Source organism: Pseudomonas sp. 25 R 14, assembly GCF_900004755.1.
GTDB classification, from domain to species: domain Bacteria; phylum Pseudomonadota; class Gammaproteobacteria; order Pseudomonadales; family Pseudomonadaceae; genus Aquipseudomonas; species Aquipseudomonas brenneri.
Map to the genome: position 1 here is coordinate 64,910 of NZ_CVTS01000064.1, position 20,987 is coordinate 85,896.

The window sequence follows — 20,987 nt, forward strand, 5'->3', positions numbered from 1 at the left end:
CCTGGCCTTTGTCGTCCAGAGTGACTGGGTTGCCAATCGGATTGCCGTTCTGGTCCTGCACCTGCACGGTCGCGCCCGGCTTGCCGGTGACCGCTACATTGCCGGTCTCAGGATCGACAGTGCCCAACTGCGGTGCCAGCAGCGGCACGTCAACGTTGGTGGCTGGAGACTGGGTGTCACCTTCCTTGATCACCACGCCAACCTGCTGGCCGCTGGTGTTGCCCGGCAGGGTCACGGTGCCCTGGCCTTTGTCGTCCAAAGTGACTGGGTTGCCAATCGGGTTGCCGTTCTGGTCCTGCACCTGCACGGTCGCGCCTGGCTTGCCGGTGACCGGCAATTCCCCGGTGTCGGGATTTAGCGTGCCCAGCGTCGGCTTCATCAGCGGCAGGGTGAGTGCTACGGAGGGATCAGACTGAAGGCCATTCTCCGTCTGAGTCGTGGTGATAGTTTGATGGCTGGCACTTGAAGGTAGCTCGACCTGCACACGTCCATCATCACCCAGCGTGCCGGAGGCAAGTACCTGACCACCCTCCCCCTTGACCTCAAATGCAGCGCCGGGGCGGCCCTGGATAGCGAGCTTGTTGGCCTGAGTATCGAAACTGATCACAGGCGCAGACGGTTTGGTAGCGCTGACAGAAGCGTTTGCGCCACCGCCACCGCCACCGCCACTGTGACTTGCCAGCGCCACTACGCCGCCAAGCCCAAGTGCACCAATGAGCCACATGAAGGTGTTGTCACCGTCCTCCACAAGCAGCTCATCTACATTGGAAATCTCTTTTAAAGAAAGTGATGCCTGGCTTGGCTCATAAGTCGCGTGCCAGAATTTCCCTTCGTTTTCCAACACCAACTCATTGTGCAGACCGTCAGCCGCCACAACAAAAAAGCCCTTGAGCACGACCTGCTCACCGGACTTCAACACGATGACCAAATCGTCGCCAGCCCGGGAAGCAGACTTCAGCGTTTCAGGATTCAACGAAATCTTTACGATACTGGGGCTGCCAACGGTTGTGGAATGACCCGCTGCCTGCTCTACCAGTTTTCCAGATTTGATATCTATCAAACTAACCTGCGCCATACGTGCTTTCTCTCCAAATATGAGAAATCCGACTGAGCACCCTTCAAACAACGTCGAAGACTGGTCAGCCAAACCAATAACGCCCGGTCACACATGCGGTGTTCGGACATTTACCGGCGCACATACTCGTGAGAAATTTCCGGCCAATATGTAGGACATTTCCCAGCAGCATCACCACTGACTCGAGCAGGCGTTTCAGAAAAAAGGAGAGAAAACCAATGACGATCATTGACGAGCCAGCCAACGCTGGCCCGTTTTTTGACCTGACTATCGAGCGGAACTGATCAGTTGAGAAGGCTCCCAACCTCCGCCTAGCGCCTTGTATAGCTGGACTTGACTGTCCAGCTTAAGCAGTTGATCACTCAACAACCTTTGTTCAGCCGTGAACAACAGTCGCTGGGCATCGAGGAGGGTCAAATGGCTGTCTACACCCGTTTCGTAGCGCTGCTGCGCCAAATCGAAATAAGCGCGACTATCCATCACCAGATCACGCTGTGCCTGCAACTGCTTGCCAAAGGTGCCCTGCGCCGCCAAGCCATCGGCCACCTCACGAAACGCGGTCTGGATGCTCTTTTCGTACTGGGCAACGCTGATGTCTTTCTGGATTTCGGCGTAATCCAGGCTGGCGCGCAACCGTCCTCCATTGAAAATCGGCACGCTGATCTGCGGGGCAAAGCTCCAACTGCCCTGGCCGCCATTGAGCAGGTCACCCAACTCACTGCTGGCCGACCCAGCCGTCGCAGTTAAGCGGATCGAGGGGAAGAATGCCGCCCGAGCCGCGCCGATGTTGGCATTCGCAGCCAATAACTGGTGCTCGGCCTGCAGGATATCCGGACGGTGGCGCAGCAGATCGGACGGCAGGCCCACGGGAATATCCGCCAGGACGGCGCCGTCCAGCGGCGCGCCATTGGGCAGGTCATTCGGCAGGTTGGCACCCAGCAGCAGCCGCAGGGCATTGACGTCCTGGGCAACTTGCCGGGTGTACTGCAGCATTTGCGCCTTGGCCGTGTCGACTTGAGTGCGCGCTTGACGTACATCGAGCTCGGAAGACGTACCTGCCTGATGTGCCTGGTTGATCAGCGCCAGGCTCGCGCTGTAGCTGTCCAGGGTTCTGGTGGTCAGCTCAAGCAACGCCTGGTCCGTACGCCACGTTAGATACGCACTCGCCACATCGGCGATCAAGCCGATACGGATGCTGTTCTGCGCCTGTGCGGTGGCCAGGTAATTTTCCAGGGCCGCCGCGTTGAGGCTACTGACGCGCCCAAATACATCCAGCTCATAAGAGGTGATGCCGACATTCAGCCCATATTGACTCTGAATACCGGCGCTCCCCGTACTCGACAGATCAGCCGGCAACCGCTGCCGATTGCCGCTGCCACTCACATCCACAGAGGGAAACAGTGCCGAGCGCTGGATCCGGTATTGCGCACGATAAGCCTGGACATTCAGGGCCGCGACCCGCAGGTCCCGATTGTTCTCCAGGGCCACGGCAATCATCCGTCGCAGCCCGTCATCGCGGAAAAAGTCATTCCACAGTACCCGGGGCGCATTGGCCTCGATCAAGCCAGGCTGAGCATAGGCAGCGCCTTGCGGCCAGGCGTTCTCGGCAGGCACTTCCAACCAGGATTTTTTCGGAATCAGGCTGCACCCAGGCACGCCTAATCCGAGGCACACACAGAGCGTCAACGTTTTAAGTCTCATGCTTGCTCTCCCGACGGGGCGTTATCCGGTTGTTTTTTTTTGCTCAACAGGCCGGTGACGAACGTGTAGAACAAGGGCACGAAAAAGATCGCCAGGAAGGTCGCCGCGAGCGTACCGCCCACCACGCCGGTGCCGATGGAGTGCTGGCTGCCGCTGCTCGCGCCGACAGCCCGGGCCAAGGGCAACACGCCCATAATGAATGCAATCGAGGTCATGATGATCGGCCGCAAGCGCAGGCGGGCAGCCTCCACGGCAGCTTCGACCAGCGTGCGTCCCTGGTGCTCGTAAAGGTCTTTGGCAAACTCCACGATCAAGATCGCATTCTTCGCCGCCAAACCCATGGTGGTGAGCATCCCGACCTGAAAGAACACGTCGTTGGACAGCCCGCGCAGCAAGGTCGCACAGACAGCCCCGAGAATACCCAGCGGCACCACCAGCAGCACCGACACCGGAATCGCCCAGCTCTCATACAGTGCGGCCAGGCACAAAAACACGATCAGCAACGACAAGGCATACAGCATTGGCCCCTGCGCACCCGCGTGTCGCTCCTCATAGGACAAGCCGGTGTAGGACATACCGATGCCAGGAGGCAACTGCGCCGCGATGCGTTCAACCGCTGCCATGGCATCACCGGTACTGTAGCCAGGGGCCGGTGTACCCAGGAGTTCGATGGCAGAGATACCACCGTAGCGTTCCAGCTTCGGCGAACCATACACCCACTTGCCCGTGGCGAACGCCGAAAACGGCACCATTTCGCCCTGTGCGTTGCGTACGTACCACTTGTCGAAGTCTTCAGGCGCGATGCGTGAGTCCTGGTCGCCCTGCACATACACCCGCTTGACGCGACCGCCGTCGATGAAGTCATTGACATAGGCCGAGCCCCAGGCGACCGACATCGTCTGGTTGATGTCGGCGATAGACACCTGCAGCGCCCGCGCCTGCTCATCATTGATGATGACCTGGTACTGCGCTTCATCATCCAGGCCGTTAGGCCGGGTCAGCATCAACGTCGGATCTTGTGCCGCCAACCCCAGGAACTGATTACGGGCAGCCATCAGGCCGGCATGCCCGATGTTCCCGTTATCCTGCAGGAACACGTTGAACCCGGTCGAGTTACCCATCTCCAGAATCGCCGGGGGCACTAGAGCAATAACGTTGGCGTCCTTGATCGTGCCGAACTTTGCGTTCAACCGATCGGAAATAGCGAACACCGATTGATCCGGTGAGGTGCGCTCAGCAAACGGCCGCAACGCCACGAACGCGATGCCGCTACTCTGGCCGCGACCGGCAAAGTTGAAACCGCTCACGGTAAAGGCCGACGAAATACCAACACTCTCATCTTCCAACAGGAATTTACGCACCTGATTCAGGACGTCTTCAGTCCGCTCAGTACTGGCGTTCTGTGGCAGTTGCACCTGAACCGCCATGATGCCCTGGTCTTCGTCAGGCAAAAATGCCATTGGGATCTTGGTAAACAGCAACCCAGCTCCCACGGTCAGTAACAGGTAAATACCCATGAAGCGCCAGCGCCGCGTAAGGATGCCTTTGACGCCGCGCTCATAGCGCAGCGTGTTTTTTTCAAACGTGCGGTTGAACCAGCCAAAGAAGCCTTTTTTCTCGTGCGCGCCGGCTTTATGCGGCTTGAGCAAGGTGGCACACAGCGCAGGGGTAAATATCAGGGCAACCAGCACCGAAAAGCTCATCGCGGCAATGATGGTGATCGAGAATTGCCGATAGATCACGCCCGCCGAACCGCTGAAGAACGCCATCGGCATAAACACCGCCGAAATCACCAGGCCGATACCCACCAACGCTCCGGAAATCTGGTCCATGGATTTGCGTGTCGCCTCTTTAGGCGACAACCCCTCCTCGGCCATGATCCGCTCGACGTTCTCCACCACCACGATGGCGTCGTCCACCAGCAAACCAATGGCCAGCACCATGGCAAACATGGTCATCACGTTGATGGTGAAACCGAAGGCGAACAACACGCCGAACGTGGCCAACAGCACCACCGGTACCGCCAAAGAAGGAATCAGCGTAGCCCGAACGTTCTGCAAGAACAGGAACATCACCAGAAACACCAGCACGATCGCTTCGAACAGGGTGTAGATCACCGACTTGATCGAGGCCGCCACCACGGGCGAGGTGTCGTAGGGGAATACAATCTCGACCCCTTCCGGCAGGTAAGGCTTGAGCTCATCCGCGGTTTTCTTGACCGCCGCGACCGCATCCAGCAGGTTGGCACCGGTGGCAAGACGCAAGGCAAGGCCCGCTGCAGGCTTACCGTTGAACTGGCTGGAAATGGAAAAGTTTTCCGCTTGAAGTCCAACCTCGGCCACATCCTTGATACGCACCTGCGAGCCGTCGGGATTGACCTTGAGCAGAATCTCGCGGAACTCGTCCACGGTGGTCATGCGCGTTTTGCCGATGATCGTGGCCGACAGCTCAATACCTTTACGTGCCGGCAAACCACCGAGCATCCCGGATGAGACCTGGACGTTCTGCGACGAAATCGCGTTCATGACGTCCTGGGGCACCAACTGATAGCTGTTCAACTTGCCGGGGTCGAGCCAGATACGCATGGCGTTCTGCGCACCCAAGACCAAAAAATCACCGACGCCTTTGGTACGGGAAATAGGGTCCTGGAGATTGGCCACGATCAGGTTGCCCATGTCGAACTCCGACATTCGACCATCGGTTGAAACCAGCCCCAGAATCAACATGAAGTTGACCTGATACTTCACCACCCGAATGCCTTGGCGCTGGACTTCTTCGGGCAACATGGGGGTAGCCAGTTGCAGCTTGTTCTGCACCTGCACCTGCGCGATGTCCGGGTCGGTACCCTGATCGAAGGTGACGATGATCTGCATGCTGCCATCGGTGTTGCTGGATGAGGAGATATAACGCAAGCCATCCAGGCCATTGAGCTGCTGCTCGATCACCTGTACCACCGTGTCCTGCACGGTCTGTGCCGACGCACCCGGATAGGTCACGGTGATCTGCACGGCGGGTGGCGCAATATTCGGGTATTGGTTGACCGGCAGCGAAATCACCGCCAACGCGCCCCCCAACATGAGCATCAAGGCGATAACCCAGGCAAAAATCGGCCTGTCGATAAAGAAACGGGACATGGGTATCAGCTCCCTTCGCCGGTCGTGGCGCTGAAGTCGCTGATCAACTCAACGTTAGTGGCCGGGCTGGCCTTGACCTTCGCTCCTGCGCGCAAGCGTTGCACCCCTTCGGTGACCACTTGCTCTCCAGGTTCGATCCCCTTGCCGACCAACCAGGCATTGCCCACGGTGCGCAAGGTTTGCAGCTCACGCAGCTCGACGGTTTCATCCGGTTTGATCACCCACGCCGTGGCGACGCCCCGGCTGTCGCGAATAATGCCTTGCTGCGGCACCAGTTTGGCCGCCTCGCGCACACCTTCCTTTAGCTGGGCATGGACGAACATGCCTGGCAGCAACTTACCCTCCGGGTTAGGAAAAACCGCACGCAGGGTCACGGAGCCTGTGCCGGGGTCGACGCTGACTTCAGAGAACTTCAACGCCCCCGGCAACGGGTATGCACTGCCGTCATCCAGGGTCAGGGTGACGTGTGCCTGCCCTGCGCCCGTGCTCTGCAAGCTACCGGACTCCAGCGCACGCTCCAGCGCCAACATGCGAGTAATCGGTTGGGTCACATCGACATAGATGGGGTCGAGCTGGTTGACCGTCGCCAGTTCCGTGCCCTGGCCATTGGTCACCAGTGCGCCTTCCGTGATGTTGGAGCGCCCGATCCGACCGCTTATCGGTGACAACACCTTGGTGTACTGAACGTTGATGCTGGCTACCTGAACATCCGCCAACGCCTGCTTCCACGCGGCTTGCGCATCGTCATGCTGCTGACGGCTGATCGCGTTGGTTTCCAAAAGGCTCGCGTAGCGTTTGGCCAGGTTGTGCGCAGTGTCCAGGTTGGCCTGCGCCCGGGCCAGGGTGGCCTGATAGGTCGCCGGATCAATCTGGTAGAGCTGCTGCCCTTCCTTGACCTGAGCCCCTTCTTCAAACAGACGCTTTTGCAGGATGCCGCTGACTTGCGGGCGTACCTGCGCAACGCGATAAGCCGAGGTTCGCCCAGGCAGATCAGTGGTCATGACCAGGGACTCGGCCTTGACCGTATAAACCCCAACCTCCACCGGAGGACTGGCGGTCGAAACCTGTTCGGATTGATTACAGCCCACCAGTAACGCGGTGGTGAGCGGAAGGATATGTACAGCACGCGACGGCCATCTGAGCTTCACCAGAAGCACTCCCCAGGATCATGAAAAAAAGTTAAGTGAACCACGATAAGATTCAGTGTATCACTATACGATACACAAAAATCAATCCGTACGGTTCAAAAACCCTTGGCGAGCGCTCATACACTGCGCAACCACATGCGCCAATGGAGTGATCACCAGGACCAAAGGGCGCTATCGGGTAAGATGGGCGCCCGGCAAAAAGGCGAGCGAATACGACATGAGCGACGAGACACTCAAGCAGGAACAAAAAAACGGTGGCATCCAGGTCATTGCGCGGGCCGCCGCCATCATGCGCGCGCTGGGAAACAACCCGAAGGGCTTGAGCCATGCGGCGATTGCGCAAGCCGTCGACCTGCCTCGATCAACGGTGCAACGGATCATCACCGCCCTGGAAGAAGAACGCCTGGTTGAATCCATCGGCCCACAGGGCGGCTTTCGGCTGGGGACCGCACTGGGCTTGCTGATCAACCAGACCCAGAGCGACATCATTTCATCGGTTCAGCCCTTTCTGATTGAGCTTGGCCAACTGTTGAACGAGTCGGTGACGTTGTCGTCCCTGATCGGCGACAAGGTGTATGTGATCGATCGAGTGGTGGCTGAACGGGAATTGCGCATTGTCTTTCCGATCGGCATCAACCCCCCATCGTTTGCAACATCCAGCGGCAAGATACTCCTGGCCGAACTGTCACCTCAGGACCTCGAAGTCATCCTGCCAAAACAGCTGCCGGCGCTGACAAACTCCACGTTGAACAAAAAGGCCTTGTTGGCACAACTGCAACAGATCCGTGCCAGTGGCATCGCTGAGGAAACGGAAGAGTACATCGAAGGCATCTGCTCCTACGCCACCATCATCCGCACCTACCTGGGCAATTTCTCCATCACTGTCGTGGCACCGGCCTCGCGGGCCAAGGTGCATGTCGAGCGCTTTCAGGCCGCGTTGCTGGAGACAAAACACGCCGTAGAACGCGTGATCGGCCGCCAGCAGGACTGAGCGACTGCAGTGGACTCGCGACGAGCGGCTGTCACGCTCAAGCGCTGGAAAAGGCGTTCCGATAAGCAACCGGGCTTGTGCCCAGCAGCCGTCGGAAATGCTCTCGCAACGATGTCGAGGAGCCAAACCCGGTGCGCAGTGCCACCTGCTCCACGGACAAATTCGTGGTTTCCAGGATGTATTGCGCCCGTCGCACCCGCGCCTGTAATAGCCACTGCAGCGGGGTAACGCCCAGTTGTTCGCGGAAGCGCCGGCTTAGCGTTCGGGTACTGACCGACGCCCTGCCCGCCAGTTGCTCTAGCGTCAAAGGCTGGTCCAGATGCTGCTCAACCCACGCTTGCAGGTGTTGGAGCATCCCGGTTGATTCGGGAGGCTGGTGAACGATGAACTGAGCCTGCCCCCCGGCCCGTTCCAACGGCATGACCGCATGGCGCGCCACATCAGCCGCAATCTGAGCGCCGTGATCGCACCGGATCATGTGCAGGCATAAATCCAGGCCGGCGGATGCACCAGCAGAGGTCAGTACCTGGCCGTTATCGATAAACAGAACGTTGGGGTCGACGGTGACAGGTGGATATCGGTTGGCCAGCATCAGCGCTGCGGACCAATGCGTGGTGACCCGCAAGCCATCCAGCAACCCGCATTCCGCCAGGATGAACGCCCCCGTACAGATCGAGGCCACCCGAGTGCCCGCCGCCGCGGCGTCACTCAAGGCATCCAGCAGTTTTTTTGGCAGAGGTGCGGTGAAATCCAACGCGCCGGGCACAATGATCGTGTCGACATTGGCCAGCTCGCTCAACCCCCACCTCACGCGCATGTCAAAGTGCGCAGACTTGACCGTTCGCGAGGGGCCGCAGACCAACACCTCATAGACCAGCTCGCCAGTCTCGCGGCGCGCACGCCCGAACGTTTCAAGCGGTATGGTCAGGTCGAACGGCACCACGCCATCGAAAGCAAGCACAGCGATTTTATGCGCAGCAACGTGAATTGACATTTGGCTGTCCGATTTGGCTCGAATCCTTCGGTAATTGGCATTTTAGCCAATTGGCTTGGCATTGCAAGGTCGCCATACTCGACCGTCTACCCTTCATAGATACCCATCCCGATGACCGATTTACCTGTCCGCTCCTCTGATTCGCTACGGCCATTGCGGTATGCCGCCTGCGTAGAAGGCAGCAGCTTGCTCATCTTGCTGACCGTCGCCGTGCCGCTCAAACATTTCTTTGGGTACCCGGCGGCAGTGCAAGTCGTCGGCCCATTGCATGGCTTGGCATTCTTGACTTATTGCTGGCTGGCGATCAGCGTCGCCGCCAGCGAAAAATGGAAACCCACCAAACTACTGGGCGCCCTTGCATTGGCCTTTATTCCGCTCGGTGGCTTTTTTGCAGCCCGGTTTCTATGGCGGCGCAATAAGCAATCGCCCGAACAGCCCAAACTTGAGCAGAGCAATGGCGCATGACCTACCTGCTGATCAAGTCAGTGCATCTATGCGCCGTTTTGTTCTGGATAAGTGGGCTGTTCATGTTTGTGCTGTTGTTGCTCGCGGGGCGCGACCTGCCTGGCCCGGTCTTGCCGCTTGAACTATCACGGTTACGCACGCTGCGGCGCTGGTGCCAGCACATTACCGTGCCCGCGATGCTGCTTACCTGGCTGAGCGGCCTGACCCTCGCTGCACAAGGTGGTTGGGTCGGCGCCACCTGGCTATCGCTCAAATTGGTATGCGTGCTGAGCTTGAGCGTATTGCACGCGGGGTTGAGCGGCTTCCTGCGACGGCGAATGGAACACCCGACGGACACACCACCCGCGCGTTTGGTGCTGATAATGCCAAGCCTGATGATCGTAGCCGCTGCGATCGTTTTCCTCGTCGTCAACAAGCCGTTTTAGATCACCACGGCAAAAGCCCTGGGAAATTTCCTACATAGAAAGACTCATCACCCACGTACTTTCACGTTTCCTCCTTTGAGTTATCTCGCTAGCCGCTCGCATCGATGTGATCACCTTCGCGAAGCGGCTTTTTTATACCTCTAACCTCACTGTTGGAGATCATAGGAAGCCTTGTCAGTTTCACTGACGCGATAACCCCATCCCGGTATCGCCAAGAGTCGAATCAACAGCCGGCGATGAGCAGGGGAATTCCCTACTCAACCTGGCCCATTTCTCTCTTAGCGTTACAGCGTTCGCCCCGCCAGCGTTTTCCAAGCAGCCTTACCGGGGGACTTGCTGCTGGTATGGGTGAACTCCATCCATGGTGAAGCACCGTCCCTCAACGCGCAGCAGCGAGATGCCGCTGGCTTGGAGTGATGCGACCCGCCCGAGGGCAGGAGACCGTGATGAGCACGCCACTTCCTTGCTACCACTGCACCTTGCCGGTGCCTGCCGGCAGCCCCCATACCGCTGTCGTCCTGGGCACAACCCGCGAGTTCTGCTGCGCGAGCTGTCAGGCCGTGGCCCAAGCCATTGCTGCCAATAATCTGGAGGGTTACTACGGCCACCGCAGTGAAGCCTCGACCAACCCCGAAACGTTGCCAAAGCAGTTGCCGGATGAGCAAGTGCTATACGACCGGGTAGATGTACAGCAACACTTCGTCCAGCATGAGGGCGAGCTGGCCACAACCCTCCTGATGATTGAAGGCATCAACTGCGCCGCCTGCGGCTGGCTGATCGAAAAACACCTGCGCGCTCTGCCGGCGGTGGCTGAAGCACGACTGAACTTGTCCAACCATCGCTTGAATGTGCGTTGGGATGACCAGCAGCTACCCCTGAGCCAGGTGCTTAACGAGATCAGACAGATCGGCTACGCCGCGTACCCCTATCAGGCCGATCATGCGTCCGAACAACTGGCCAGCGAAAATCGCCTGGCCCTGCGTCAGCTGGGTGTTGCCGGGCTGCTATGGTTCCAGGCAATGATGGCAACCATGGCGACCTGGCCGGAATTCAATTTGGATTTGAGCCCCGAGCTGCACACCATCTTGCGCTGGGTAGCGTTGTTTCTCACCACACCAATCGTCTTCTACAGTTGCGCGCCATTCTTCAAAGGTGCCCTGCGTGACCTGCGCACCCGTCACCTGACCATGGACGTCTCGGTGTCCCTGGCGATAGGCATCGCCTATATCGCCGGGATCTGGACCGCGATTACCGGAGTCGGCGAGTTGTACTTCGATGCCGTGGGTATGTTCGCCTTGTTCTTGCTCGCCGGACGCTACCTGGAACGTCGAGCCCGCGAGCGTACGGCGGCCGCAACCGCGCGCCTGGTGAATCTGCTGCCGGCCTCGTGCCTGCGCCTGGACGCCGACGGCCAAAGCCAACGCATCCTGCTCAGCGAACTGCGCCTGGGCGACAAGGTACTGGTGCATCCCGGCGCCATCCTGCCGGCGGACGGCAAGGTCCTCGAAGGCCAGTCGAGCATCGACGAATCCCTGCTCACCGGCGAATACCTGCCGCAACCGCGCAGCCCGGGCGACGTGGTTACCGCCGGCACCCTCAACGTCGATGGCACGCTGACCTTGCAAGTCCTGGCCCTGGGCCAGGACACTCGCCTGTCCGCGATCGTCCACCTGCTGGAGCGAGCCCAGACCGAAAAACCACGCCTGGCCGAAATCGCCGACCGCGCCGCCCAATGGTTCCTGCTGTTCTCGCTGATCGCTGCGGCCGCCATTGGCTTGCTCTGGTGGCAACTGGACGCCTCACGGGCCTTCTGGATCGTCCTGGCAATGCTCGTCGCCACCTGCCCCTGTGCGCTGTCCCTGGCCACCCCGACCGCATTGACTGCCGCCACCGGCACCCTGCACAAACTCGGCCTGCTGCTGACTCGCGGTCATGTACTCGAAGGCTTGAATCAGATCGACACGGTGATTTTCGACAAGACCGGCACACTCACCGAGGGCCGCTTGACCTTGCGTGCAATTCACCCCTTGGGCGATCTCGACAGTCAGCAATGCCTGAGCCTGGCCGCAGCCCTGGAGAACCGCTCCGAACACCCGATAGCCCGAGCCTTCGGCCGTGCGTCGCTGGCTGCCGAACACGTGCTGAACATACCCGGGTTGGGTCTGGAGGGCTGGGTGGGCGAGCAACACCTGCGCATCGGCCAGCCAGCGTTCGTGTGTGACCTGAGCGCCTGTGCAGTTCCGCCGATGCCGGATGAGGCCGGCCAATGGCTGCTGCTGGGCGATAGCCAAGGGCCGGTGGCCTGGTTGGTCCTTGACGACCACCTGCGCAGCGACGCCCCCGCGCTGCTTGCCGCCTGCAAGGCGCGTGGCTGGACCACGCTGCTGCTGTCGGGCGACAGCTCGCCAATGGTTGCCAGCGTCGCCACCGAACTGGGTATTGACGAGGCCCGCGGCGGCCTGAGCCCGAATGACAAGCTGCAAGTGCTGCAACAATTGCATCGCCAAGGCCGTAAAGTGCTGATGCTCGGCGACGGGGTCAACGATGTCCCGGTGCTGGCCGCTGCGGATATCAGCGTGGCCATGGGCTCGGCCACCGACCTGGCCAAGACCAGCGCCGACGCGGTGCTGCTGTCCAACCGCCTGGATGCGTTGGTGCAAGCCTTCAGCCTGGCACGGCGCACACGTCGGATCATCATTGAGAACCTGCTGTGGGGGGCGCTGTATAACGGCCTCATGCTGCCGTTCGCCGCCCTGGGGTGGATCACGCCCATTTGGGCCGCTGTCGGCATGTCCATTAGTTCGTTGACGGTGGTACTCAACGCCTTGCGCCTGACCCGGATGCCGCGCCAAAACTCCACCTCAACCCCATGAAAAGGGCATGGAGCGAGCCTCCCTGCCCTGCTTAGGCTGTCTAGTCTCACTCAGCCTGTAGCGCGCCCGCCACCGTCGAGATATCAGCGATCAGCGCCATGGCGGACAGCGCGGCTTGATGCACGTGCGGCGCCGCCGCCGCACAGGCATCGGCGGCCACCGTGATGGCATAGCCCAGGTCTGCAGCTTCGCGCACCGTATTCTCGACCACCGAATGCGTGGCCACGCCCGCAACGATCAGGTGCTCCACCCCTAACATACGTAGCGTCTGCTCGACGGCGGTGCCCTTGAACGCGCTGATACGCGTGTGCGTCATCACGAACTCACGCTCGCTCGGCTGCGGCGCCAGCGACGCCATGAACTCTGCCCCCCACTCTCCGTTGCGTACCGCGCCCAGCTCCACGGTCTTGCGGAATATCGGTGTGTTCCTGGGGCAGTCCGCGTAATCGGGGCGAAAAGCAATGCGTACGTGCAGGATCGGCAGTTGCTTTTCGCGAGCGCCCGCCAGCAGCCGCCCGGCTGCTTCGATCACTTGATCGCGCATCGGATCATTCTCGGCCAGCCCCACGCGGATACGCCCCTTGGGGTGAAGCACTTCGTTCTGGTAATGCAAGGCAAGCACGGCGGTACGAACAGTCATGTCATTCATTCCTTATCGGGGATCATTAAGAGCGAGGCAATACGACTGAGGGGTCAGCCAGCACCGAGCGCTTGCGCGACATGCAAGCCCGACACGCCACCCACACCAGGCCCCGGATGGGTCGAGGCACCGATATGCCAGAGATGGGCCACGCAGGTCGTGTGATTACGCGTGGCGCGCAACGGCCGCCACAGCATCGACTGGTCCATCTCGCATGAGCCTCCATACGGATCGCCACCGACCAGATTGACGTTGAGCCCCTCGAGGTCGGCGGGAGAGAGAACATGGCGCGCCAACACGCTTGTGCGGATGCCGGGCAACTGCCGGGCAATCTGTGCCAGCACCCGGTCTGCATAGGCTTCTTTCAGGCTTTCGGTCCAGCGCCCATCAGCCGGCACCTGTATCTGGCCTGCTGCATCGCCACGAACGATACGCGGGCACGCGGGCAGTTGAATCCACAGGGTGGCCCGCCCGGCGGGCGCGCGCGAGGGGTCGTGGATCGTAGGTTGGGCAATGCAAATGGTGGGTTCTGCCGGCAGTAACCCTCTGTCTGCTTCGTTGATGGCGCGCGAGATCGAGTCCGGCCCATCACACAGATGAATGTAAGTCACCGAATCGAGCTCCGCCACGGGCCATTTGAGCGGCTCGGAGAGCGCCAGATGGATCTGCATGTTGCCCTTTCCGTAACGGTAGGACCGGCTTTGCTCCAGCACTTGCCTCGGCACATGATCCGGCTCAAGCAGTTGCCCATAAAGCTGTGTCGGCGTCACGCTACAGACGATATCACCGGCCTCGATTTTTCGACCGTCAGCCAATTGCACGCCGTACGCCCTTCCCTTGCGGACCAATACACGCCGAACATCGGTCTCCTGCTGAAGATGCCCGCCGGCCTTGCGGATCACCGCTACCAAGGCGTCAACCAGGCCCTTGCTGCCACCACGCACCAGAGGTAATCCAACGTTTTCAAGCATCGATGAAATGACTTTGGTCATCAGCGACGACATCGCACTGTCGGGCCCCAGCCCGGCGTGCAGCGTCCAGGGCGCAAGCAGCGCGCGCAGCGCCGGGCTTTTCACCGCGCCATCGAGCCAGTGCCGGCACGACATCATCGACTCACCCAAAAAATCGCACGTAGAATGCATACCTCTTTTGAGCACCTGCAGCGACAGCGCACAGGCGGTGGACGCCCGCCACAGCTCATTGCCCAATAAAGGGAAGATTAACTTTTCGTGGCGTTGCAGCCCCTCCATGGCTCTGGCGAAGGCCGCACCGTCTCCCACAGCCAGGCGTTCGAACCGCGCGAGATTTTCAATACGCGAAGTCGATAACCATGTGTGGGAACCGTCAGGCAAGAGCACACCGGTGGAGGCCACACTGGTGCAGAACACCAAGCCCTCTGCGCGTAAGGCGTCACCCAACGCAACATAAGCAGGCCCGGACACAAACAGTGGGAACGCCATGGCCAGGGTGTCATGCACGAACCCTGGCAGCGTGAGTTCATCACTGCGGATACACCCGCCAAAAACCGTTTCGCGCTCCAGCACCAACACCGAGCGTCCGGCTCTGGCAAGCATCGCCGCGCACACTAATGAGTTGATGCCACTGCCGACGATAATGACGTCGTATATTTGGGATTGGTTTATTTTCATGGCAGCAGCATGGGGGTTCATTGCGCACGCGCACTATCCATTTCCCGCATCAGGGCTGTCCATTTTTGGCAAGTTTGCCGTTTGCGGCGGTAGCAATATTTTGGGGTTGGACATTGCGCTCAGAATGTTCGTACTATCCGATGAGCCCAGAGACACACCTTGATCCGGCCCTATTTTTCACGCTTTGAAACGTCGATAACGCCAGATTTTTTCGATGTAACTTTTATAAAAAAACCAAACATCTTCTCTTACTGCCGTGAGAGCCACCGATGAACAGCTCCTTCCAGACACTCGATTTATCCCGCATGTACAGCAACCTGGTCTTTGAGTCGCGCAGTGCGGCGGACTTTCAGGCACACCTGCGCCAGGCACTCAACAATCACGTGATGAGCTGGGGGCCTGGCGAAGTGGACTCGGCGCTGTACAGCATCGATACCCGGCATCTGAGGCTGATGATTCTTCGCTATGGGCCGGCCGTTGAGATCCGGCCCGACCCGTTCGATGGTTTCATGTTGGTACAGGTGCCCTTGCGCGGACGCTCCGTCATCAAAAGTGACGGAGAGATCACCTCTATAGGCCCTGGCCAGGTCGCCGTCCTTGCACCGCGACGTGAAATCAGTTTTCGCTGGAGCGAAAACTGCGAGCAACTCATTCTGCGGGTGCCGTCCGCCTTTGCCAAAGCGGCTGCCTCGCGGCTTTATACACCGCTTACGGATCTGAACGAAGGAGAGGATCTGGCCCCCGTGGTACTCCTGGACAGTCACGTGGCTGCGCAATGGTGCAGCCTTGTTCAGTCGTTGGTCGACCAGATAAACCCTGGGCATAGCGAGGGCTTCGGCCACTGCCACCCCGCCTGGCTGGAGTATCTGGAGATCGGGTTGGCCCTGCTCCTTTTAACCCACATACACAAACAGCCTGACACACCGATCAGTCATGCGTTACAGCCCCGCTCAACGAAACGCTCGGCCCTCGACGCCGCGCGCCAGTACAGCCTTGCGCATTTGTGGGCGCCCATCTCACTGGAGGACCTGGCTCGCGCGGCCGGAATCAGTTCACGCTCACTGCACACCTTCTGCAAGCAGGAGTTCGGCGTAGGCCCAATGGCCTGGCTACGCGATATACGCCTGGAAGAAGCCCGCCGCAAAATCCTGGCCCGCTCGTCCAACAGCATTACCGACATCGCACTGGCGGTTGGTTTCGGGCATCTGGGCAGGTTTTCAGCGTACTACAAGGATAGGTTTGGCGAATTGCCAAGCGCCACGTCGGCATTGCACAAATGCACAATGCCTTAGGTTGGGTACGAAATAAGCCGGAACTTGTCAGGCGGGAACGACGGCGATAGCTTCGATCTCGAATAACATACCGTCGAGTGCCAGGCGCGGTACCGGGATCAAGGTACAGGTGGGTTTTGTCGCTGCGCCCCAGACCTGATTCAGTGCGTTGCCGAAAATCCCCAAGCGCTCATGGCTGTGGTCAACGATCAGTACAGTCAGCTTGGCCACCTGGTTGACTTGCGCGCCTGCAGAAGCCAAGGCAATTTTCAGGTTTGCCAACGCTTGCTCCACTTGAATCGAGAAATCATCGGCCAACTCAAGGTTGACGTTCTCCCCCCCCTGGCCGGAGATAAACACCAGCCGCGTGCCAGCAGCAATTTGCGCCACGTGGGAATAACCGTTGCCGCTCGGATCGTACAGCCCCAAAGGGTTCGTCAGTGTCAGCGCAGGCGCCTGGGTAAACAGGCCTTGCTCGTTGTCTTTCATGGTGTTCACTCCGTACTACTTAATAGGGGATCTGAGCCAAATAAAGCACTTGATGCTTGCTCGCACTCGTATTCAGATGGCGTGGAGCAGTCGCTCGTTTCTACGGCATACTTCATTCGTCGCGCCAGTAATCCCATCCGTGATTGGCGCAAGATGGGGCAGCAGTATGGAGAGTATTTCGTCGCCAGCCTGCTCCGGTGTACCCGTTGTAAAAGGTGGTGCTGGATCGTATTCAAGAAACAGCGTCATGGCCTTGGCAACATCTTCGCCAATCAACGTCGCCACGACCTTCAGGCCGAAATCGATACCCGAGGTAATCCCGCCGCCCGTGATCCGATTACCGTCAAAGACGATACGTTCCTTGACCACTATTGCACCCAGCCTGCCAAGCTCATTACGCGCTGACCAATGAGTCGTCGCCTTGACGCCCGTCAGAAGTCCGGCTGCGGCCAGGATCAGTGAACCTGTACACACCGATGTGATGTAGCGGCTGGAATGGCCTTTTTCCCGGATGAAAGACAGTATCTCGGCGTCCCGCATCATGCGACCGGTACCCGGCCCCCCCGGTACAAACACTATATCGAGATCGCTGGGGCAGTCGGCCAGTGTGCAATTGGGGTTGATCAACAGGTTTGTGTCGGTTTGTACGGGCTCCAGTGTCTTCCAGACGAGATAGATGTCGGCAAACTTGCTGAATACCGTTTCCGGTCCCAGCAAGTCCAGCAATGTCATATCTGGATAGCACAGCATTGCGATCTTTAACTTGGTATTCATAGGCCAGCTTTCCTTTAGGTTGGATGTCTTTCGCCATCGATCCAATAGGTAACATCGCCGGTCCTTTGGCACATGGATGATCCGCAAGGGACTTACTTGGTCGTCGATTTGCTTACTTTACGCAGGATCATGAACACGCCCATAAAGGCGCTGATCAAACCACTGATCAGTCCGGTAATGCCATGTCCTATTGAGTGCTCAAGGGAAGAGAGAGGCAGCGGTGAACTCTGGTTCACCAAAAAAGATATAACGGCTGAAATGATCCCGCCGATCAAACCTGCAATAAGCGATTCTTTCAGAATAACGTTCATAGACACGTTTCCTTTTACGGTTTTCAAGAAGGTATTCATAAACAGGTACAAGTGGCTCCGAACGTTCGGCGCTACTCCTGGCGTGACATGGAAAACCAGGCACGCGGCGAGTGCCCCTGGTCCGGCCCCAGGCAACTGAAACCACCGTCGACGGGTATGTCCGCCCCGGTGATCCAGGAGGCCGCGTCAGAACAGGCAAATGCGACCGCCGCCCCCACCTCCTCGCCCCTGCCGACCCGGCCGAGCGGGTGAAGCCGCGCGCCAACCTCATCTGCCCTATCAATGGAGCCTGCGCTGTGTTCAGCCAACGACGGCGACCACGTCCAGGCGGGAGAAATACTGAGACAACGTATGCCTTTTGGCGCGAGCGTGACGGCGATGTTTTTCGTGATCTGCAACAGGCCGGCTTTGGAGGCGGGGTAGACGGCGCGGCCCGATGTACCGAACTTCCCCCCCGTACTGCCCATATTGACAATGACGGAGCCCCGCCCCATGACGACAGCGGCCCGCTGGGCAAAAATCGCGGCGGAAACCAGGTTCACCCCTAACGTGCGGTGCCAATCCTGCCTCGATGAATCAAGCCCCTGATCGAGATAGATACCTGCACAGTTCACCAGTACATCCACCGCACCAAAACGCTCAAGCGTGCGTGCGATGCAGGTATCGATCTGCTCGTCAATCTGCACGTCGGTTGCAACGAACAGGCATGCTTTACCCAGCAGCCTAAGCACGTCGTCGTTCAGGCGAATGTCGGTCAACACGACCTTCGCGCCCTGCCCAAGCAACACTTTGGCGATATCCAGGCCCACCCCCTGCGCAGCGCCGGTGACAATCGCCACCTTGCCCGCCAGAGGGCCTTTTGCGCCGGCGCCACCAGCGCTCACGGGAACACCTCGATGTTGCTGAAGACGCTGTCGCAATTGACCAGGTCGACCCGTTTGAGTGCGATCTTGAAACCTTCGGGCGACTCAACCAGCTTGTGTACCACGCGCCCGGATAAATACCTCAAATCGAGCCGATATTCGCTGACATGCAGGCGGGAACTCACGATCAGACGCTCTTGAGCATCACGTCCCAGCACGCAGACATTACTCACCACGCGGCTGGTTCTTGTCGGCGGCTGTTGCGACCAGTTGCGCTCGTTCAGCAGACGCCGCACGCGCGTCTCACGCAGCATGGCGTTTTCCCAGAAAATTGAAATGTGCTCGTGAGGACTCGCCTGGTCGGGGGCTCGCGGCACCCAGTAGCGACCGTTTTCGGCCCAGAGGGCCAGCCAGCCATCGAACGCTCGTTCATCAAGCAACGACGCTTCGCGAAACAGAAATTGCTCCACCTGGAAGGTCAGTTGTGCGTCCGGCGACGTGGGATGTATGGGTTCGATCGAGATATCGAGAAAGCCATCATTCAACACAATGCACCTCCAGTCGCTGTTGTTCTTTGTGTGGTGTCAACGGCTCACTTTCCATATATTGCCGCCAGGCAGCGAACTGGTTGCGCATCGGCAGTTCACTGGTGCCATTGATCGAGACGGCGCCATCGGGCAAGACCACATCCGTCCCCGCATAACGATGCTGGCTGATCCAATCGCCACCCGCTGTCGTGTTACCGACCTGGCAGCGGCGATACACCTCGACATCGTCCGGCATGACGTTCGAAGACGGCGAGTTCACCACATTGGCGTACGTGAGTGCCCGGTCGAACACTTCCGGCGGTGCGCCCACACAACGGAAAACCTGGATCTCGACCAGAGTCCTGTCCACCGATACCGGGCGAATGACGCGAAACTGCTGGAACACATTGTGAGGTGAGCCGCTGCCATAAATAATTGTGTTATGCCGGCTCATTCCCAGGATTTCACGCGCCCGCTCTTCACCATAGGCATCGCTCAGGCAAGCGAAATGCCGACGTGAAACTTCATCACGCGTTGCCGCAGCGGGATCGAAAATGCCTTCCATGTAACCATGACCATAGTGATAGGCACGCAACTCGAGTTTTTCCCAGAAGCTGTACGGCTCGCCGTTACCGTCCTGAATCAACAGCTCGAACGGCATCTCACCGATTTCCTCAGCCTGCTCGCGCGCGGCGATCACCGAGGACTCGTGGGTAACCGGACCATGCATCGTGTCATGCAGGTTTTCGTAGAACATCTTCCAGTTCGACAACTGCATCACCCGGAACACGCCGCCTGCCACCTCGACCTTGCCAACAGGCGAGCGGTCGCAAAGGTTGTCGATCGAACTCGCCGCGCCGCCCAGGAACTCGACCAGGCCCGGGCCACCCACGCTCTGCTTGGCAAAGACGAATCCTCGATAGTTGTCGACCTGTGCCACCGGGACCATAGAAACCTCGGGGCTCGACGGGTCGAAGGAAGTGCCCTCCAAGCCCGCGCGCATGGGGGTGGTCAGCAGTGAGCCATCGAGCTTGAACGTCCAGGCGTGATAGGAACAACGGAAAAACTTGCCGACGCAACCCGCACCATCAGCAACCAGGTTCGCTCCACGATGTGGGCAGCGGTTATAGAGCACGCTGATCTTCTGGTCGTTGACCCGCACCATGATGACTTTCTGGTCGCCAAGCTGGGTGGTGTGGTAGTCGCCGGTCTTGGGCACCTGGCTTTCATGACCCACATAAATCCAGGCCTGGCCGTAGATCCTCTGCATTTCCAGGGCAAATATCTCGGGGTCGGTATAGACGCGTTTATGAACGCCGTCCGGACGCACAAGCTGCCTCAATTCATCCGTGCTAATCATGGAGTGAACCTCTTCTTATTGGCTGATCGAAACACCGCTTAAACACTGCGAGCTACGATTTTGCCGTCGCCCTTGACGATCAAATAGCCAGGAATCGCAAGGCACTATCCGTATTTCGCGCAGCACAAGGAGCAGGTTCCAGGCTGTGCCAGAAACGGATAGATACGTCCTGCCAGATTGCGGTTTGCGGATATTCGTCGCGCTGCTGGCTACCTAGACTTTGATCAACCTTGCCCTGCGCAAACAAGCGCGGCCACCAGAAACAAGGGTTCGATCATGCAAGCGATAAAAAACGAA

Annotated in this window: 18 protein-coding genes; 5 read left to right on the forward strand and 13 right to left on the reverse strand. The window is 59.0% G+C overall.

The features are described from left to right. From BFQ03_RS23005 to BFQ03_RS23020, 4 genes are all read right to left on the reverse strand, one after another. A partial coding sequence (locus BFQ03_RS23005; protein WP_139115729.1) for a BapA/Bap/LapF family prefix-like domain-containing protein occupies positions 1–1,075 on the reverse strand: 1,075 nt, incomplete at its 3' end. A 267-nt stretch (positions 1,076–1,342) separates the two neighbouring features. Further along, on the reverse strand, positions 1,343–2,776 hold the full coding sequence (locus BFQ03_RS23010; RefSeq protein WP_065944103.1) for an efflux transporter outer membrane subunit: 1,434 nt from the start codon (positions 2,774–2,776) through the stop codon (positions 1,343–1,345). Continuing rightward, positions 2,773–5,910, reverse strand: coding sequence for an efflux RND transporter permease subunit (locus BFQ03_RS23015; protein WP_065944104.1), 3,138 nt, complete (start codon positions 5,908–5,910; stop codon positions 2,773–2,775). Before BFQ03_RS23015 ends, BFQ03_RS23010 begins: the two co-directional genes overlap by 4 nt. A gap of 5 nt (positions 5,911–5,915) precedes the next feature. Next, the gene (locus BFQ03_RS23020) at positions 5,916–7,001 is read right to left on the reverse strand and encodes an efflux RND transporter periplasmic adaptor subunit (protein ID WP_275656703.1); all 1,086 of its coding nucleotides are present in this window, start codon (positions 6,999–7,001) and stop codon (positions 5,916–5,918) included. 274 nt (positions 7,002–7,275) lie between these two features. Here BFQ03_RS23020 and BFQ03_RS23025 point away from each other — a divergent pair, with 274 nt between their 5' ends. Then, positions 7,276–8,049, forward strand: a complete 774-nt coding sequence (locus BFQ03_RS23025) for an IclR family transcriptional regulator (RefSeq protein WP_065944105.1) — start codon at positions 7,276–7,278, stop codon at positions 8,047–8,049. 37 nt (positions 8,050–8,086) lie between these two features. On the opposite strand, the gene BFQ03_RS23030 is transcribed toward BFQ03_RS23025, so the two are convergent. Then, positions 8,087–9,043 carry a GlxA family transcriptional regulator gene (locus BFQ03_RS23030; RefSeq protein ID WP_065944106.1) on the reverse strand — a complete coding sequence of 319 codons (957 nt, stop codon included), beginning with the start codon at positions 9,041–9,043 and terminating at the stop codon, positions 8,087–8,089. Positions 9,044–9,154: 111 nt separating this feature from the next. Between BFQ03_RS23030 and BFQ03_RS23035 the strand changes: the two genes are divergently transcribed. From BFQ03_RS23035 to BFQ03_RS23045, 3 genes are all read left to right on the forward strand, one after another. Then, on the forward strand, positions 9,155–9,508 hold the full coding sequence (locus BFQ03_RS23035; RefSeq protein WP_065944107.1) for a DUF3817 domain-containing protein: 354 nt from the start codon (positions 9,155–9,157) through the stop codon (positions 9,506–9,508). Then, complete coding sequence (locus tag BFQ03_RS23040) at positions 9,505–9,933, forward strand: CopD family protein (protein WP_065944108.1); 429 nt, start codon at positions 9,505–9,507, stop codon at positions 9,931–9,933. Before BFQ03_RS23035 ends, BFQ03_RS23040 begins: the two co-directional genes overlap by 4 nt. A gap of 446 nt (positions 9,934–10,379) precedes the next feature. Then, positions 10,380–12,806, forward strand: coding sequence for a heavy metal translocating P-type ATPase (locus BFQ03_RS23045; protein WP_065944109.1), 2,427 nt, complete (start codon positions 10,380–10,382; stop codon positions 12,804–12,806). Positions 12,807–12,852: 46 nt separating this feature from the next. Here BFQ03_RS23045 and BFQ03_RS23050 read toward each other — a convergent pair whose 3' ends face one another. Both BFQ03_RS23050 and BFQ03_RS23055 read right to left on the reverse strand, forming a co-directional pair. Next, positions 12,853–13,446 (reverse strand): cysteine hydrolase family protein, encoded by a 594-nt coding sequence (locus tag BFQ03_RS23050; RefSeq protein ID WP_065944110.1) that lies wholly within the window; start codon positions 13,444–13,446, stop codon positions 12,853–12,855. Between the two features lie 53 nt (positions 13,447–13,499). After that, positions 13,500–15,095, reverse strand: a complete 1,596-nt coding sequence (locus BFQ03_RS23055; protein ID WP_065944147.1) for a phytoene desaturase family protein — start codon at positions 15,093–15,095, stop codon at positions 13,500–13,502. A 269-nt stretch (positions 15,096–15,364) separates the two neighbouring features. Here BFQ03_RS23055 and BFQ03_RS23060 point away from each other — a divergent pair, with 269 nt between their 5' ends. Beyond that, the gene (locus BFQ03_RS23060) at positions 15,365–16,387 is read left to right on the forward strand and encodes an AraC family transcriptional regulator (RefSeq protein ID WP_065944111.1); all 1,023 of its coding nucleotides are present in this window, start codon (positions 15,365–15,367) and stop codon (positions 16,385–16,387) included. Positions 16,388–16,414: 27 nt separating this feature from the next. Here BFQ03_RS23060 and BFQ03_RS23065 read toward each other — a convergent pair whose 3' ends face one another. The 6 genes from BFQ03_RS23065 to BFQ03_RS23090 all read right to left on the reverse strand — a co-directional run bounded on the left by BFQ03_RS23065 (position 16,415) and on the right by BFQ03_RS23090 (position 20,690). Next, entirely contained in the window at positions 16,415–16,855 is a 441-nt protein-coding gene (locus BFQ03_RS23065) for a RidA family protein (RefSeq protein WP_065944112.1), read from the reverse strand. 72 nt (positions 16,856–16,927) lie between these two features. Continuing rightward, positions 16,928–17,629 (reverse strand): DJ-1/PfpI family protein, encoded by a 702-nt coding sequence (locus BFQ03_RS23070; protein ID WP_065944113.1) that lies wholly within the window; start codon positions 17,627–17,629, stop codon positions 16,928–16,930. 92 nt (positions 17,630–17,721) lie between these two features. Then, positions 17,722–17,940: a hypothetical protein gene (locus tag BFQ03_RS23075; RefSeq protein WP_065944114.1), complete on the reverse strand. Its 219-nt coding sequence runs from the start codon at positions 17,938–17,940 to the stop codon at positions 17,722–17,724. 71 nt (positions 17,941–18,011) lie between these two features. Next, the gene (locus tag BFQ03_RS23080) at positions 18,012–18,824 is read right to left on the reverse strand and encodes an SDR family oxidoreductase (protein WP_065944115.1); all 813 of its coding nucleotides are present in this window, start codon (positions 18,822–18,824) and stop codon (positions 18,012–18,014) included. Further along, complete coding sequence (locus BFQ03_RS23085) at positions 18,821–19,351, reverse strand: aromatic-ring-hydroxylating dioxygenase subunit beta (RefSeq protein ID WP_065944116.1); 531 nt, start codon at positions 19,349–19,351, stop codon at positions 18,821–18,823. Before BFQ03_RS23085 ends, BFQ03_RS23080 begins: the two co-directional genes overlap by 4 nt. Then, a complete protein-coding gene (locus BFQ03_RS23090) occupies positions 19,341–20,690 on the reverse strand; it encodes an aromatic ring-hydroxylating dioxygenase subunit alpha (RefSeq protein ID WP_065944117.1) in 1,350 nt (449 codons plus the stop codon). Before BFQ03_RS23090 ends, BFQ03_RS23085 begins: the two co-directional genes overlap by 11 nt. Positions 20,691–20,987 lie beyond the last annotated feature (297 nt).

Bases quoted from the DNA above. Each gene is read 5' to 3' on its own strand.
- BFQ03_RS23015 (WP_065944104.1), bottom strand. From the start codon at position 5,910: ATGTCCCGTTTCTTTATCGACAGGCCGATTTTTGCCTGGGTTATCGCC.
- BFQ03_RS23055 (WP_065944147.1), bottom strand. From the start codon at position 15,095: ATGAAAATAAACCAATCCCAAATATACGACGTCATTATCGTCGGCAGT.
- BFQ03_RS23065 (WP_065944112.1), bottom strand. From the start codon at position 16,855: ATGAAAGACAACGAGCAAGGCCTGTTTACCCAGGCGCCTGCGCTGACA.
- BFQ03_RS23060 (WP_065944111.1), top strand. From the start codon at position 15,365: ATGAACAGCTCCTTCCAGACACTCGATTTATCCCGCATGTACAGCAAC.
- BFQ03_RS23075 (WP_065944114.1), bottom strand. From the start codon at position 17,940: ATGAACGTTATTCTGAAAGAATCGCTTATTGCAGGTTTGATCGGCGGG.
- BFQ03_RS23025 (WP_065944105.1), top strand. From the start codon at position 7,276: ATGAGCGACGAGACACTCAAGCAGGAACAAAAAAACGGTGGCATCCAG.
- BFQ03_RS23070 (WP_065944113.1), bottom strand. From the start codon at position 17,629: ATGAATACCAAGTTAAAGATCGCAATGCTGTGCTATCCAGATATGACA.
- BFQ03_RS23045 (WP_065944109.1), top strand. From the start codon at position 10,380: ATGAGCACGCCACTTCCTTGCTACCACTGCACCTTGCCGGTGCCTGCC.
- BFQ03_RS23090 (WP_065944117.1), bottom strand. From the start codon at position 20,690: ATGATTAGCACGGATGAATTGAGGCAGCTTGTGCGTCCGGACGGCGTT.
- BFQ03_RS23010 (WP_065944103.1), bottom strand. From the start codon at position 2,776: ATGAGACTTAAAACGTTGACGCTCTGTGTGTGCCTCGGATTAGGCGTG.
- BFQ03_RS23050 (WP_065944110.1), bottom strand. From the start codon at position 13,446: ATGACTGTTCGTACCGCCGTGCTTGCCTTGCATTACCAGAACGAAGTG.
- BFQ03_RS23030 (WP_065944106.1), bottom strand. From the start codon at position 9,043: ATGTCAATTCACGTTGCTGCGCATAAAATCGCTGTGCTTGCTTTCGAT.
- BFQ03_RS23035 (WP_065944107.1), top strand. From the start codon at position 9,155: ATGACCGATTTACCTGTCCGCTCCTCTGATTCGCTACGGCCATTGCGG.
- BFQ03_RS23040 (WP_065944108.1), top strand. From the start codon at position 9,505: ATGACCTACCTGCTGATCAAGTCAGTGCATCTATGCGCCGTTTTGTTC.